Consider the following 15877-nt stretch of genomic DNA (forward strand, 5'->3'; position numbering starts at 1 on the left):
CGTTTACTCCATACCTGTGGTTGCCAGCACAATGCTCAGGCTGGTTGCCATGGCCTTGACCATGGGTTCTTTTTCGACGTCGATCCACTCGTCGAGCGAATGCGCACGACCGCCCTTGTCCGGTGCCGCGCGGCCGATGGTGATCGCAGGGATGCCCAGGCTCATGGGCAGGTTCGAATCGGTCGAACTCCACCGGTAATCGACCTTGTAGCCGCCGGCCTCGATCGCCGCCTTGGCGGTCTGCACCAGATCGGATTTTGCATCGGTGTTTCCGGCCGGGCGGTCGCCGATCAGCTTGGCCTCGGCCTTGATCTTGCCTTCCTTGGTAGAGCGTGCAAAGTTCTCGCCATCGGCGGCATCCTGCACCAGTTTGAGCAGACGGTCTTCGACACGCTTGAGTTCGGTGACCGACTCCGAACGCATGTCCACGTCCATCCAGCCACTCAGCGGAATCGAGTTCACCGAGGTGCCACCACCGATCACGCCAATGCTGTAGGTGGTCTTGGGCGTGGCCGGAACCTGGATGCGTGAAAACTCATTGGCCGCCTGGCCCAGCGCGAACATGGGGTTCACCAGACCAAACGCGCCGAAGCTGTGGCCCCCAGGACCGCTGAAGGTCACGCGGTAACGCTTGGAGCCCACTCCGCCATTGGTGATCTGGCTGACGCTTCCAGACTCCAGAGAAAAGAAGCTCTTGATCTTGTCCTTGTATTCACCCTTGGTGAACAGGTGGCGCACACCACGCAGATCGCCCGGCCCTTCTTCACCGACCGTGCCGACAAACAGGATGTCATCGCGCGTTTTGATGTTGCCAGCCTCCATGGCCCGCACAAAACCCAGCAACACGGCCAGGCTCATGGTGTCATCACCTATACCGGGAGCGTACAGCTTCGTACCCTGGCGCTTGACTTGCACATCGGTACCGGCAGGGAACACCGTGTCCAAGTGCGCCGACACCACGACCACCTTGCCGTCGCTGCGCGTGCCCTTGCGCAGCCCGGTCACATTGCCTTCTTCATCGATCTTCACATCGGGCAGGCCGGCCGCCTTGAGCATCTTGGCAAACTCCTTGGCGCGGGCTTCTTCCTTGAACGGCGGCGCAGGAATTTCGGTGAACTTGACGCCGTCTTCCACTATGCGGCCATGCTCCTTGTCGATTGTGGCCGCAGCCGTTTTGAATGCCGGGCTGGCCAGAATGCGCTCAATGTCGGCCGCATGGCTGGAGGTCTGCGCCATGGTGGAAGAACCGGCAAAGGCTGCGCCCAGGGCGAGCGCCAGCGATGAAAAACGTGCTGCGATATGCATAAATTGAAACATCTCCAGATGAATAGTTGTTATCCGCGCCATGGATGGTCAATCTCGGTCCGGTGCGAAGGCCGGTGACCGTGCACACATGCAATGCGTGCCCATAGCGCCCCAGGATGCTATAGCAATCCTCGTGGATGCTCCCGCACATCGAACAGATCGCGAAGCGCATTTTTCGCCTGAACAGGGCGGAAGATGGCCTCCGAGACCGGAATAAGAAATGGGCGGAAGACCCGCCGCCATCACGGCGCCAGTGGCGCTTGAAGTCGTGTGTGGTGATAAACGCAGGCCGAGTTGGCGCCAAAATACGGCCTGCGCCCCAAGCAGATCAAGGAGGGGCGCAAACCGTTGCCGGATCGCACGGCCAGCGTGTCAAGTTCACGCGAGCGCGCGCTGGATGAGGATTTTCTGCACGTCGCTCGTGCCCTCGTAGATCTGGCACACGCGCACGTCGCGGTAGATGCGCTCGACCGGGAAGTCGCTCACCACGCCGTAGCCGCCGAGGGTCTGGATGGCGGCGCTGCAGACCTTTTCCGCCATCTCGCTGGCGAACAGCTTGGCCATGGCGGCTTCCTTCAGACAGGGCCGGCCGGCGTCGCGCAGCGCGGCGGCGTGCCAGATGAGCTGGCGTGCGGCCTCGATCTGCGTGGCGCAGTCGGCCAGGCGAAAGCCCACGGCCTGGTGCTGGAAGATGGGCTGGCCAAAGCTCTCGCGCTCTTTCGAATACGCCAGCGCCACCTCGAAGGCGCTGCGCGCCATGCCCACGCTTTGTGCGGCGATGCCGATGCGCCCGCCTTCCAAAGCACCGAGCGCGATCTTATAGCCCTCGCCCTCGGCGCCGATCAGGTTCTCGGCCGGGATGCGGCAGTGGTCGAAGTTGATCTGCGCGGTGTCGCTGCTGTGCTGGCCCAGCTTGTTTTCGAGGCGCGCCACGGCGTAACCCGGCGCGTTCGTCGGCACCAGGAAGGCGCTCATGCCCTTTTTGCCCGCGCCCTTGTCGGTCACCGCGATGACGATGGCGACCTGGCCGTTCTGGCCGTTGGTGATGAACTGCTTGACGCCATGGATCACATAGCCATCGCCCTGCTTCACGGCAGTCGTCCGGAGTGCCGAAGCGTCGGAGCCCACATGGGGCTCGGTCAGGCAGAACGCGCCGAGCATCTGGCCCTGCGCCAGCGGCGTGAGCCAGTCGCGCTTTTGCTGGGCGTTGCCATAGCGCATCAGGATGGCGTTGACGGGGCAGTTGGTCACTGAGATGGCCGTGCTGGTGCCGCCGTCGCCGGCCGCGATCTCTTCGAGCACCAGCGCGAGCGATAGGTAGTCGAGCTGGGCACCACCGAACTCCTCGGGCACGCAGATGCCATAGGCGCCCAGCGCCGCCAGGCCTTGGTGGGCCTCCTTGGGGAAGTGGTGTTCCTTGTCCCAGCGCGCGGCATACGGCCACAGCTCTTGCTGCGCAAAGTCGCGCACGGCGTCGCGGATCATTTCCTGGTCTGGGGTCAGCAGCATCGTGGTCTCCGGGTGTTTTTGTCTTGTGGGGCGGAAGGTGCCAGGCCGGCGCGCCTCACCACGAGGCGCAGGGCGTGCCGTCGCGCTGCAGGAACTGGCCCTTGTGCGCCGGCGTGAGCCGCGCGAGCGTGGCGCGCATGGCGGCCACGCTCTCGGGCGCCGTGAGCGGGGCCTGTTCGCCGCCCATGTCGGTCTGCACCCAGCCGGGGTGCAGCGCCACCAGCGTGGCCTGCGGGTAGTCGTGCTGGGCGCTGGCCACCGCCATGTTGAGCGCCGCCTTGCTGACGCGGTAGAGCCAGGTGTGGCTGCTCTCGACGCCGCCGATGCGGCCCAGCTCGCTGCTGATGAAGGCAAACCTCCCTTGCGCCGCCTCGACCAGCGGCGCGACCTGCGGGATGGCCTGCATGGCGCCCAGCACGTTGGTGTGCATGACGCGGTCGAACTGCTCGCGCGTGGGCGGAGACAGCGCATTGCCGCGCTCCATCACGCCCGCCACATAGACCGCGGTGTCGATTTTTTCGCCGTCCAGCATCCAGGCCAGGCCGCTGACGCTGGCGGGATCGGCCACGTCCACGGTCAGCACGTTCTCCACGCCCAGCGCCTGCAGGCGCCCGCGCCCGGCGGCGTCGCGCGCACTGGCCAGCACGCGGTCGCCCGCCACCACATACTGGCGCGCGAACTCCAGACCGAGTCCGCGCGAGGCGCCAATGATCAGGACGTTTGACATGAAATAGGCCTCCAGCCCTTGTACAGCATGTGCAAGCAGCTATGAAATTGAAAGCAATCGATCTGCGTCAGCCCGCCAATGGCGCCAGCTCGTCGGCAATCTGCCGAGCGTAACGCTGCACCATGGCATCTTGCGACTCCTGCACCGGGCCGGCCTGGATCTGGTCGTGGACCATTTCATTCATGGTCGGCAAGGCGCTGCGCTCAACCTGCGCACCGACCTGCCACAGGCGCGAGCGCATCAGCGCCTTGGCGCAGTGCAGGTAGGCCTCGGCCACCTGCACCTCGATCACCAGCTTGGGGCGCTGGCGCTCGGCACTGAAACGCCCGGTGAATTCGGGCTCGTCGCGCAGCCGCGCCGTGCCATTGATGCGCAGGCTTTCGTCCACGCCTGGCACCAGGAACAACAGGCCGATGCGCGGGTCCTGGAGCAGGTTGCCCAGCGTGTCGAGCCGGTTGTTGCCGCCCGCATCGGGCAGCAACACGGTGTGCGCGTCGGCCACGTGCACAAAGCCCGGCGGCCCACCGCGCGGCGACGCGTCCATGAACGTGCCCGCAGTGCCGCCTGTAGACAGCACACAGAAAGGCGAGAGCGCAATGAAGCGCTGGCAGTGCAAGTCGAGCTGTGCCTGCTGCTTGCGCAGCGCGCGCTCGCCGGGTGCGGCATACAGCGCGCGCAGTTGTTCGGCCGTCGAGATCATGGCGCGGTGTGCACGCCGCTCAGACCAGCTCGACCGCCATGGCCGTGGCTTCGCCGCCGCCGATGCACAGCGTCGCCAGACCCTTTTGGAGGCCCCGGGCCTGCAAGGCATGCAGCAGCGTGACCAGGATGCGCGCGCCGCTGGCACCGATGGGGTGGCCCAATGCGCAGGCGCCGCCGTGGACGTTGACCTTGTCGTGCGGCAGATTCAGCTCGTGCATCAGCGCCATCGGCACGACGGCAAAGGCCTCGTTGATCTCCCACAGATCCACATCGCCCACGGCCCAGCCGGCCTTGGCCAGCGCCTTCTGCGTGGCGCCCAGCGGCGCCGTGGCGAACCACTCGGGCTCGTGTGCGTGCGTGGCGTGGCTGGCAATGCGCGCCAAGGGCTTGCAGCCGAGCCTTTGCGCGGTCGACTCGCGCATCATCACGAGCGCGGCGGCGCCGTCATTGATGCTGGAGCTTGATGCGGCGGTGATCGTGCCGTCCTTCTTGAACGCGGGCTTGAGCGTGGCGATCTTGTCGAGGCGGGCCTTGCCCGGGCCTTCATCGATCGACACCACGGTCTCGCCGGCACGCGTCTTCACGGTCACGGGCGTGATTTCGGCGGCAAAAGCGCCCGACGTGGTGGCCGCCTGGGCGCGCTGCACGCTGGCGGTGGCGAAGGCGTCCTGCTGCGCGCGCGTGAAGCCGTACTTGGCGGCGCAGTCCTCGCCGAACGTGCCCATCGAGCGGCCGGGCTCGTAGGCGTCTTCGAGGCCGTCGAGCATCATGTGGTCGAAGATGCGGTCGTGGCCCAAGCGGTAGCCGCCGCGGCCTTTCTGCAGCAGGTAGGGGGCGTTGGTCATGCTCTCCATGCCGCCCGCGACCACCACGTCGTGCGTGCCGGCCAGCAGCATGTCGTGCGCCAGCATGGCGGCCTTCATGCCCGAGCCGCACATCTTGGACAGCGTCACGGCGCCCGTTTCCTTGGGCAGTCCGCCCTTGAACGCCGCCTGGCGCGCGGGCGCCTGGCCCTGTCCGGCCATCAGGCAGTTGCCGAACAGCACCTCGCCCACGGCGGACGGCGCAATGCCGGCGCGCTCGACGGCGGCGGCGATCGCTGCGCCGCCGAGGTCGTGCGCGGCCAGGCCGGCAAAGTCACCCTGGAAGGCGCCCATGGGCGTGCGCGCGGCGCCGACGATGACGATGGGATCTGCGAGGGGTGCGGTCATGAAAGTCTCCTGTGCAATGGGAAAAAGAACGGTTTCAGGCCTTGGCGTGCGCAAAACGGCGGTGGGCGTCGTACGGAAAGACGTCGTACACATGGCCCGCCAGGATGCGCTCCTTGTGCGACTGCCAGAATTCTGCGCCCAGCAGGTCGGCATGGTGCGCCATGAACACGGCGCGCACGGCGTCGTTGCCGAGCAGGAAGGGGGCGAAGGTTTCGGGGAACACGTCGCGCGGGCCGACCGTGTACCAGACCTCGCCGCTCATCTCTTCCTCCTCGTTGCGCGGCGCGGGCACGCGGCGGAACTGGCAGTCGGTCAGGTACTCGATCTCGTCATAGTCGTAGAACACCACCTTGCCGTTGCGCGTGACGCCGAAGTTCTTCCACAGCATGTCGCCGGGGAAGATGTTGGCCGCCACGAGGTCCTTGATCGCGTTGCCGTAGTCGATCACGCTGCGCTCCATCTGCTGGCGCGCGCGCTCATCGTTCGGGCCGGCGTCGAAAGACTCCTGCAGGTACATGTTGAGCGGGACCATGCGCCGCTCGATGTAGAGGTGCGAGATGATGACTTCCTGCCGGCCGTCGCCGTCGCGGTCGCTGATCTCGAGCTGGCTGGGCGCGAACTGCTGGATCTCGGCGATCAGCGCGTCTTCGAAGCGGTCGCGCGGAAAGGCCACCAGGCTGTATTCGAGCGTATCGGCCATGCGGCCCACGCGGTCGTGTTGCTTGACCAGCAGGTACTTGGCCTTGATCTGCTCGCGCGTCGTGTCTTTCTGCGGGGGGTAATAGTCCTTGATGAGCTTGAACACATAGGGAAAGCTCGGCAGGTCGAACACCAGCATGACCATGCCCTTGATGCCGGGCGCGATGCGGAACTTGTCGCTCGAATGCTTGAGGTGGTAGAGGAAGTCGCGGTAGAACAGCGTCTTGCCCTGCTTGGCCAGGCCGAGCGCGTTGTACAGTTCGGCGCGCGGCTTGCGCGGCATGAGGCTGCGCAGGAACTGCACGTAGGCACTCGGGATTTCCATGTCCACCATGAAATAGGCCCGCGCGAAGGAAAACAGCATCTGCAGGTCGTCCTCGCCGAACAGCGCGGCGTCGATGGTGAGCAGGCCGGCGTCGTTGTGCAGGATGGGCAACGCAAACGGCACCTCGTGGAAACCGTTGATGACCTTGCCGACAAGGTAGGCGCCCTTGTTGCGGTAGAACAGGCTCGACAGCACCTGGATCTGGAAGTTGGCGCGCAGCTTGCTGTGTTGCAGATGTCCGCGCAGCGCGCTCAGCACCTGTTCGATGTCGCCTTGCAGGTCGGCAAACGGGCGCTGAACGCGGAAGTTCTCGACAATGAGCGTGAGCGTCTCGCGCAGGTTCTCGCGCGATGGCGATGGGTAGTAAGCCCAGTAGGTCGGGCGCTGCTCGCGCGCGTCGTTGTCGATGTACTCGGTGCTGATGGCCGGGCGCACGAAGATGAAGTCGTTGTGAAAGTGCGTGCGGTGCAGGATCTTGGTCGTCACCGAGTTGAAAAAGGTCTCGGCCAACTCGGGCTGGCGGTGATCGACCAGCAGGCCGATGTAGTGCAGCTTGATCTGGTGCCACACGTCCATGGGCACGCTGCCGGCCTGGAATTCCTTCTCCAGCCGGCGCACACATTCCTTGACGCGCAGGTCATAGAACTCGATGCGCTCGCGCTGCGCGCGCTGCTGACCGTGCCAGTCGGCCGTCTCGAAGCGGTGCTTGGCGCGCGCCGATTCGGTGCGGAACAGCCGGTAATGGCGGTTAAAACCGTCCATCATTGCCTTGGCGATGTCGTAGGCTTGCGGCGAGTCGAGGCGTTGGGGGAACATGGTCGGCACTCTCCGGTTCATCCGACGGGTGGCAGGCCGCTCAGGCCCGCGCCGCACACACGTGCGCGGCCTTAACGGCGTGCGGCGGCCACACCGGCCACCGCGGCGGCATAGCGCGACTCCAGCCCGTCGTTGCCATCGACGGAAATGTGCAGGTTGTTGATGAGCCCATCCTTGAGGCCATAGCACCATCCATGCAAGGTGATTTTTTCACCCCGCGCCCAGGCATCCTGCAGCACCGTGGTGTGTGCGATGTTGAGGACCTGCTCGATGGCGTTGAGCTCGCAGAGCACGTCGTGGCGCCACTCGGGCGCGACCGCGTCGATCAGTTCGAGGTGTTTGTCGCGCACATCCTTGACGTGGCGGATCCAGTTGTCCGCCAGGCCCACACGGCGGTCCTCCAGTGCGGCCAGCACGCCGCCGCAACCGTAGTGGCCCACGACCATCAGGTGTTGGACGTGCAGCTGGTCCACAGCGTACTGGATGGTGGAGAGGCAGTTGAGATCGGTCGGCACCACCACATTGGCGACATTGCGGTGCACAAAAATCTCACCGGGTTCCAGGCCCGTGATCTGGTTGGCCGGCACGCGGCTGTCGGAGCAGCCGATCCACATGTAGCGCGGCTTTTGCTGGGCCATCAGCCCGGTGAAGAAGCCCGGACGGTCTTTCTCCATTTGCGCCGCCCAGGCGCGGTTGTGCACAAACAATTCTTCGATGGAGGTGGTCGGCATCGGGATGCTTTCTTCAATGGAACGGGTCAGGGGGGCTCAACAGGTCTCGGCAAACAGCTCGCGACCGATCAGCATGCGGCGGATTTCGCTGGTGCCGGCGCCGATTTCGTAGAGCTTGGCGTCGCGCCACAGGCGCCCCAGCGGGTATTCGTTGATGTAGCCATTGCCGCCAAAGATCTGCACGCCCTCGCCAGCCATCCAGGTGGCCTTCTCTGCGGTCCACAGAATCACGCTGGCGCAGTCCTTGCGCACCTGGCGCACGTGGTCGCTGCCCACCATGTCGAGGTTCTTGGCGACGGTGTAGGCAAACGAGCGGCCGGCCTGCAGCACGGTGTACATGTCGGCGACCTTGCCCTGGATCAGCTGGAATTCGCCGATGCTCTGACCAAACTGTTTGCGGTCGTGGATGTAGGGAACCACGTTGTCCATCACGCTCTGCATGATGCCCAACGGTCCACCGGTGAGCACGGCGCGCTCGTAGTCGAGCCCGCTCATCAGCACCTTGGCGCCCATGTTCACGCCGCCGAGCACATGGTCCGCCGGCACTTCGACGTTCTGGAACACCAGCTCGCCCGTGTGGCTGCCGCGCATGCCCAGCTTGTCGAGCTTCTGCGCCACGCTGAAGCCCGGCATGCCTTTTTCAATCAAAAAGGCCGTGATGCCACGGGCGCCCAATTCGGGCTCGGTTTTCGCATAGACCACCAGCGTGTCAGCGTCGGGGCCGTTGGTGATCCACATCTTGCTGCCGTTGAGCAGGTAGTAGCCCCCCTTGTCCTCGGCCTTGAGCTTCATGCTGATGACGTCGGAACCGGCACCGGGCTCGCTCATGGCCAAGGCGCCCACATGTTCGCCGCTGATGAGCTTGGGCAGGTATTTCCGCTTTTGCGTCTCGCTGCCGTTGCGGTTGATCTGGTTGACGCACAGGTTGCTGTGCGCACCGTAGCTCAAGCCCACCGAAGCGCTGGCGCGCGAGATCTCTTCCATGGCCACCATGTGGGCCAAGTAGCCCATGGACGCCCCGCCATACGGCTCGGGCACGGTGATGCCCAGCACGCCCAGGTCACCCATCTTGCGCCACAGGTCCATGGGAAACTGGTCACTGTGGTCGACTTCCGCAGCACGCGGAGCGATCTCGGCCTGCGCAAAATCGCGCACGGCGTCGCGCAACGCGTCGATGTCGTCGCCCAGTTGGAAATTCAGGCCGGGAAGATTGGCGGGCATGCTCATGAACGTCTCCTGAAGGGTAAGGAAGAAAGGCAAAGTCAGTCCCGCACGCCTTCGCGACCAGCCACGGCCATGAGTGTGCACGCCATGGTGGCCACCAGTTTCTCTGCTCCGGTGCTGAGTGCGTAGGCCCTGCCCTCGCACACGGTGATGGTGCGTCCCGGTCTGAGCACGCGCCCTTCCATGCGAAAGCGCTCGCCCTGTGCAGGGGCCAGCAGGTTGATCTTGAATTCGATGGTCAGCACCTCGGCTTCGGGCGCCATCAGGGTGAAGGCGGCATAACCACACGCCGAATCGAGCGCGGCAGACAGCATGCCGGCATGCAGGAAGCCGTGCTGCTGCGTCAGTGTCGGGCTCCAGTCGAGCGCGATGTCGACGGCACCGGGCGCGACATGGTCCAAGCGCGCACCCAGTGTCTGCATTGCACCTTGGCAAGAAAAACTCTCGTGCACGCGCTGAGCGTAATGGCTGTTGCGGGGCTCGAACGGGGACATGGGCGTCGATATGGAATAGATATGACGTTTACGTAAACGTCAATTATCATCCATTTTTTCAGTCTTGAGCAACAAGGCACGTGCTTCCTTTTCATGCTCGCGGACCTCGTCCAGATTTGCCTCCAAATCGGCCATCTGCTCCTCCAGCTGGCGCCGGTGATCGGCCAGTACAAGCAGGAACTTGCGCAGTTGCACGCCGGTGTCGCGCGGGCTGTCGTACAGGTCAATGATTTCCTTGGCCTCGGTGAGTGAGAGACCGAGGCGCTTGGCCCTCAAGGTCAGCTTGAGGCGCGTGCGGTCGCGGGCGCTGTAGAGTCGATTGCGCCCCCCAGGCCCCGTGCGCTCGGGCTGCAGCAATCCCATGTCCTCGTAAAACCGCATGGCGCGGGTGGTGAGGTCGAACTCTTTGGCAAGGTCGCTGATGGTGTAGGTGTGTGCCATGGTGGAGGGTGCAGCCAGGGTCGGCTCGCACAGATGACAGACGGCATGCCTGTCCGTTTTTGCCATGCGATGACAACAAATGACGTTAACGTTCACGTCAATCTTAACCTGCCATGCGCCGACCATCCATCCGAGCTTTCTGCGATCTTTCGCGCCCCAAAGCAGAAACGCCCCCCTCATTGCTGAGGGGGGCGCGACTGGGCTGTAAGAGCCTGACGATGACCTACTTTCACACGGGAACCCGCACTATCATCGGCGCGAAGTCGTTTCACTGTCCTGTTCGGGATGGGAAGGAGTGGGACCGACTTGCTATGGTCATCAGGCATAACTGGGTGCCTGGCTGATCTTTGGATCAACCGGGCGAATTCATAGAGTTTGGAATCAGCTTGTTTTATTTGACTGCGTCAACTTGGCATAACGACCTTGATCGATTTGATCAAAGTTATAGGGTCAAGCCGCACGAGCAATTAGTACTGGTTAGCTTAATGCATTGCTGCACTTCCACACCCAGCCTATCAACGTCCTGGTCTTGAACGACTCTTTAGGGGGGTCAAGCCCCCGGCAGATCTCATCTTGAAACGAGTTTCCCGCTTAGATGCTTTCAGCGGTTATCTCTTCCACACTTAGCTACTCGGCAATGCCACTGGCGTGACAACCGATACACCAGAGGTGTGTCCACTCCGGTCCTCTCGTACTAGGAGCAGGCTTCCTCAAATCTGCAGCGCCCACGGAAGATAGGGACCAAACTGTCTCACGACGTTTTAAACCCAGCTCACGTACCTCTTTAAATGGCGAACAGCCATACCCTTGGGACCGGCTACAGCCCCAGGATGAGATGAGCCGACATCGAGGTGCCAAACACCGCCGTCGATATGAACTCTTGGGCGGTATCAGCCTGTTATCCCCAGAGTACCTTTTATCCGTTGAGCGATGGCCCTTCCATACAGAACCACCGGATCACTATGTCCTGCTTTCGCATCTGCTCGACTTGTCAGTCTCGCAGTTAAGCACGCTTATGCCATTGCACTATCGTCACGATGTCCGACCGTAACTAGCGTACCTTCGAACTCCTCCGTTACGCTTTGGGAGGAGACCGCCCCAGTCAAACTGCCTACCATGCACTGTCCCCGATCCCGATAAGGGACCTGGGTTAGAACCTCAAACACACCAGGGTGGTATTTCAACGTTGGCTCCATGTGATCTAGCGACCACACTTCAAAGCCTCCCACCTATCCTACACAGATCTGTTCAAAGTCCAATACAAAGCTACAGTAAAGGTTCATGGGGTCTTTCCGTCTTTCCGCGGGGAGATTGCATCATCACAAACATTTCAACTTCGCTGAGTCTCTGGAGGAGACAGTGTGGCCATCGTTACGCCATTCGTGCAGGTCGGAACTTACCCGACAAGGAATTTCGCTACCTTAGGACCGTTATAGTTACGGCCGCCGTTTACTGGGACTTCAATCAAGAGCTTGCACCCCATCATTTAATCTTCCAGCACCGGGCAGGCGTCACACCCTATACGTCCACTTTCGTGTTTGCAGAGTGCTGTGTTTTTATTAAACAGTCGCAGCCACCGATTTTTTGCAACCCCTTTGGGCTCCCTTTGTTCAAGTTCACCTACTTGGGGCATACCTTCTCCCGAAGTTACGGTATCAATTTGCCGAGTTCCTTCTCCAGAGTTCTCTCAAGCGCCTTAGAATACTCATCTCGCGCACCAGTGTCGGTTTGCGGTACGGTCGTCAATAGCTGAAGCTTAGTGGCTTTTCCTGGAAGCAGGGTATCACTCACTTCGTCTGCAAGCAGACTCGTTATCACCCCTCATCTTAGCCCGGCGGATTTGCCTACCGGGCACGACTACAGGCTTGAACCAACATATCCAACAGTTGGCTGAGCTAACCTTCTCCGTCCCCACATCGCACTATTGATCGGTACAGGAATATTGACCTGTTTCCCATCAGCTACGCATCTCTGCCTCGCCTTAGGGGCCGACTCACTCTACGCCGATGAACGTTGCGTAGAAAACCTTGCGCTTACGGCGAGGGGGCTTTTCACCCCCTTTAACGCTACTCATGTCAGCATTCGCACTTCTGATACCTCCAGCATCCATTACCAGACACCTTCACAGGCCTACAGAACGCTCTCCTACCACGTGCAATAAATTGCACATCCGCAGCTTCGGTAACTGGCTTAGCCCCGTTACATCTTCCGCGCAGGACGACTCGATCAGTGAGCTATTACGCTTTCTTTAAATGATGGCTGCTTCTAAGCCAACATCCTGACTGTTTTAGCCTTCCCACTTCGTTTCCCACTTAGCCAATTTTAGGGACCTTAGCTGGCGGTCTGGGTTGTTTCCCTCTTGAGTCCGGACGTTAGCACCCGGTGCTCTGTCTCCCAAGCTGTACTCGTCGGTATTCGGAGTTTGCATAGGTTTGGTAAGTCGCCATGACCCCCTAGCCTAAACAGTGCTCTACCCCCGACGGTAATACTTGAGGCACTACCTAAATAGTTTTCGGAGAGAACCAGCTATTTCCAAGTTTGTTTAGCCTTTCGCCCCTATCCACAGCTCATCCCCTAGTTTTGCAACACTAGTGGGTTCGGACCTCCAGTACCTGTTACGGCACCTTCATCCTGGCCATGGATAGATCACTTGGTTTCGGGTCTACACCCAGCGACTATGTTCGCCCTATTCGGACTCGATTTCTCTACGGCTTCCCTATTCGGTTAACCTTGCCACTGAATGTAAGTCGCTGACCCATTATACAAAAGGTACGCAGTCACCCCTTGCGAGGCTCCTACTTTTTGTAAGCATGCGGTTTCAGGATCTATTTCACTCCCCTCCCGGGGTTCTTTTCGCCTTTCCCTCACGGTACTGGTTCACTATCGGTCGATGATGAGTATTTAGCCTTGGAGGATGGTCCCCCCATATTCAGACAGGATTTCTCGTGTCCCGCCCTACTTGTCTGCAGCCTAGTACCACACGTCGGTTTTCGCATACAGGGCTATCACCTGCTATGGCCGGGCTTTCCATCCCGTTTTGCTAACCGTCGTGCTATCACTGCAAGGCTTGTCCGATTTCGCTCGCCACTACTTTCGGAATCTCGGTTGATGTCTTTTCCTCGAGCTACTGAGATGTTTCAGTTCACCCGGTTCGCCTCGCAACCCTATGTATTCAGGTTGCGATACCCCGAAGGGTGGGTTTCCCCATTCAGAAATCTCCGGATCAAAGCTTATTTGCCAGCTCCCCGAAGCTTATCGCAGGCTATCACGTCTTTCGTCGCCTATCATCGCCAAGGCATCCACCACATGCTCTTAGTCACTTGACCCTATAACTTTGACGTCTCTTAACGAAACATCTCCATTTTCTTTCAAGGACTTGCCAGGTCTTTCACCCGGCGCGTTATGCCGTAATCAACTACGGCTCTTTCGAGCCTTCATCGTATTACTTTTGAATTTCAAAGCTAGTTTGAATATTCGTTTTGACGCAATCAAAAATTCTTGTTGCTGATGGCACGGTCTGCACTAAACCTTTACGAATGTGCAGTTTCCATCAGCAACGCTGATTCGACTCTATGAATTTTTAAAGAACAGCCGATTGATCGATTGATATCGATCAACATCAAAGCAGCCTTTTGCAAAGCTGCTTTGGTGTTGATTCACCGCCCTTGCGGGCGCATCGTGTTGGTTGGTGGAGGATGACGGGATCGAACCGACGACCCCCTGCTTGCAAAGCAGGTGCTCTCCCAGCTGAGCTAATCCCCCAGGAATCGCATTGTCGTGTCGCCCCTGGACTGCAGCACTTGGTGGGTCTGGGTGGTCTCGAACCACCGACCCCCGCCTTATCAAGACGGTGCTCTAACCAACTGAGCTACAGACCCAAGCCGGCCACTGCCGTCGACAGGCACTTATCGCACCCGCCGCTTTGCAGCGACTTCTTCCAACAACCGATAAGTGTGGGCGTTCAAATTGAATTGCAGTTTTCCAGAAAGGAGGTGATCCAGCCGCACCTTCCGATACGGCTACCTTGTTACGACTTCACCCCAGTCACGAACCCTGCCGTGGTAATCGCCCTCCTTGCGGTTAGGCTAACTACTTCTGGCAGAACCCGCTCCCATGGTGTGACGGGCGGTGTGTACAAGACCCGGGAACGTATTCACCGTGACATTCTGATCCACGATTACTAGCGATTCCGACTTCACGCAGTCGAGTTGCAGACTGCGATCCGGACTACGACTGGCTTTATGGGATTAGCTCCCCCTCGCGGGTTGGCAACCCTTTGTACCAGCCATTGTATGACGTGTGTAGCCCCACCTATAAGGGCCATGAGGACTTGACGTCATCCCCACCTTCCTCCGGTTTGTCACCGGCAGTCCCATTAGAGTGCCCAACTGAATGTAGCAACTAATGGCAAGGGTTGCGCTCGTTGCGGGACTTAACCCAACATCTCACGACACGAGCTGACGACAGCCATGCAGCACCTGTGTTATGGCTCTCTTTCGAGCACAATCGCGTCTCTGCGATCTTCCATACATGTCAAAGGTGGGTAAGGTTTTTCGCGTTGCATCGAATTAAACCACATCATCCACCGCTTGTGCGGGTCCCCGTCAATTCCTTTGAGTTTTAACCTTGCGGCCGTACTCCCCAGGCGGTCAACTTCACGCGTTAGCTTCGTTACTGAGAAAGTGAATTCCCAACAACCAGTTGACATCGTTTAGGGCGTGGACTACCAGGGTATCTAATCCTGTTTGCTCCCCACGCTTTCGTGCATGAGCGTCAGTGCAGGCCCAGGGGATTGCCTTCGCCATCGGTGTTCCTCCGCATATCTACGCATTTCACTGCTACACGCGGAATTCCATCCCCCTCTGCCGCACTCCAGCTATGCAGTCACTAATGCAGTTCCCAGGTTGAGCCCGGGGATTTCACATCTGTCTTACATAACCGCCTGCGCACGCTTTACGCCCAGTAATTCCGATTAACGCTTGCACCCTACGTATTACCGCGGCTGCTGGCACGTAGTTAGCCGGTGCTTATTCTTACGGTACCGTCATGGGCCCTCTTTATTAGAGAAGACCTTTTCGTTCCGTACAAAAGCAGTTTACAACCCGAAGGCCTTCATCCTGCACGCGGCATGGCTGGATCAGGCTTTCGCCCATTGTCCAAAATTCCCCACTGCTGCCTCCCGTAGGAGTCTGGGCCGTGTCTCAGTCCCAGTGTGGCTGGTCGTCCTCTCAGACCAGCTACAGATCGTCGGCTTGGTAAGCTTTTATCCCACCAACTACCTAATCTGCCATCGGCCGCTCCGTCCGCGCAAGGCCCTTGCGGGTCCCCTGCTTTCATCCGTAGATCGTATGCGGTATTAGCACAGCTTTCGCTGCGTTATCCCCCACGATCGGGCACGTTCCGATGTATTACTCACCCGTTCGCCACTCGTCAGCATCCGAAGACCTGTTACCGTTCGACTTGCATGTGTAAGGCATGCCGCCAGCGTTCAATCTGAGCCAGGATCAAACTCTACAGTTCGATCTTGTGTTTTTTGCCCCTTGCGGGGCCACTCAAAAAATCAAGAATTGAAGTGAACTTCACTTCTTTACTCTCATGAGCGTTTAAAGTCTTGCGACTTGAGTTCCAAAGAACTTGGCAATCGCCTTCAAACGCCCACGCTTATCGGCTGTATATTTTTAAGGTTCCTGGCA

10 protein-coding genes, 2 tRNA genes and 3 rRNA genes are annotated in these 15877 nt (G+C 60.1%); all 15 read right to left on the minus strand.

Translation table 11 applies throughout. The features are described 5' to 3' along the window. Positions 1-3: 3 nt before the first annotated feature. Entirely contained in the window at positions 4-1305 is a 1302-nt protein-coding gene (locus B2J89_RS14930; RefSeq protein WP_206041743.1) for a M20/M25/M40 family metallo-hydrolase, read from the minus strand. A gap of 378 nt (positions 1306-1683) precedes the next feature. Beyond that, on the minus strand, positions 1684-2814 hold the full coding sequence (locus B2J89_RS14935; RefSeq protein ID WP_169169863.1) for an acyl-CoA dehydrogenase family protein: 1131 nt from the start codon (positions 2812-2814) through the stop codon (positions 1684-1686). 55 nt (positions 2815-2869) lie between these two features. Continuing rightward, the gene (locus tag B2J89_RS14940; RefSeq protein ID WP_169169864.1) at positions 2870-3541 is read right to left on the minus strand and encodes an SDR family oxidoreductase; all 672 of its coding nucleotides are present in this window, start codon (positions 3539-3541) and stop codon (positions 2870-2872) included. A gap of 67 nt (positions 3542-3608) precedes the next feature. Beyond that, positions 3609-4241, minus strand: coding sequence for a pyridoxamine 5'-phosphate oxidase family protein (locus B2J89_RS14945; protein WP_169169865.1), 633 nt, complete (start codon positions 4239-4241; stop codon positions 3609-3611). A 19-nt stretch (positions 4242-4260) separates the two neighbouring features. Then, a complete protein-coding gene (locus B2J89_RS14950; RefSeq protein WP_169169866.1) occupies positions 4261-5454 on the minus strand; it encodes an acetyl-CoA C-acyltransferase in 1194 nt (397 codons plus the stop codon). Positions 5455-5488: 34 nt separating this feature from the next. Beyond that, positions 5489-7294: a bifunctional isocitrate dehydrogenase kinase/phosphatase gene (gene aceK, locus B2J89_RS14955; protein WP_169169867.1), complete on the minus strand. Its 1806-nt coding sequence runs from the start codon at positions 7292-7294 to the stop codon at positions 5489-5491. 71 nt (positions 7295-7365) lie between these two features. Then, positions 7366-8025, minus strand: a complete 660-nt coding sequence (can, locus tag B2J89_RS14960) for a carbonate dehydratase (protein WP_169169868.1) — start codon at positions 8023-8025, stop codon at positions 7366-7368. A gap of 36 nt (positions 8026-8061) precedes the next feature. Beyond that, the gene (locus B2J89_RS14965; RefSeq protein ID WP_169169869.1) at positions 8062-9252 is read right to left on the minus strand and encodes an isovaleryl-CoA dehydrogenase; all 1191 of its coding nucleotides are present in this window, start codon (positions 9250-9252) and stop codon (positions 8062-8064) included. A 35-nt stretch (positions 9253-9287) separates the two neighbouring features. After that, entirely contained in the window at positions 9288-9743 is a 456-nt protein-coding gene (locus B2J89_RS14970) for a PaaI family thioesterase (RefSeq protein WP_169169870.1), read from the minus strand. A 39-nt stretch (positions 9744-9782) separates the two neighbouring features. Next, positions 9783-10184, minus strand: coding sequence for a MerR family DNA-binding transcriptional regulator (locus tag B2J89_RS14975; RefSeq protein WP_169169871.1), 402 nt, complete (start codon positions 10182-10184; stop codon positions 9783-9785). 210 nt (positions 10185-10394) lie between these two features. Beyond that, a 5S ribosomal RNA gene (gene rrf, locus B2J89_RS14980) occupies positions 10395-10507 on the minus strand. Positions 10508-10630: 123 nt separating this feature from the next. Then, positions 10631-13510 (minus strand): 23S ribosomal RNA (locus tag B2J89_RS14985). Positions 13511-13870: 360 nt separating this feature from the next. Then, positions 13871-13946, minus strand: a tRNA-Ala gene (locus B2J89_RS14990). A gap of 39 nt (positions 13947-13985) precedes the next feature. Beyond that, positions 13986-14062: transfer RNA gene (locus B2J89_RS14995), tRNA-Ile, on the minus strand. Positions 14063-14169: 107 nt separating this feature from the next. Next, a 16S ribosomal RNA gene (locus B2J89_RS15000) occupies positions 14170-15704 on the minus strand. Together the 16S, 23S and 5S rRNA genes with 2 tRNA genes alongside form the textbook arrangement of a ribosomal RNA operon. Positions 15705-15877 lie beyond the last annotated feature (173 nt).

This window comes from Acidovorax sp. SRB_24 (genome assembly GCF_012931925.1).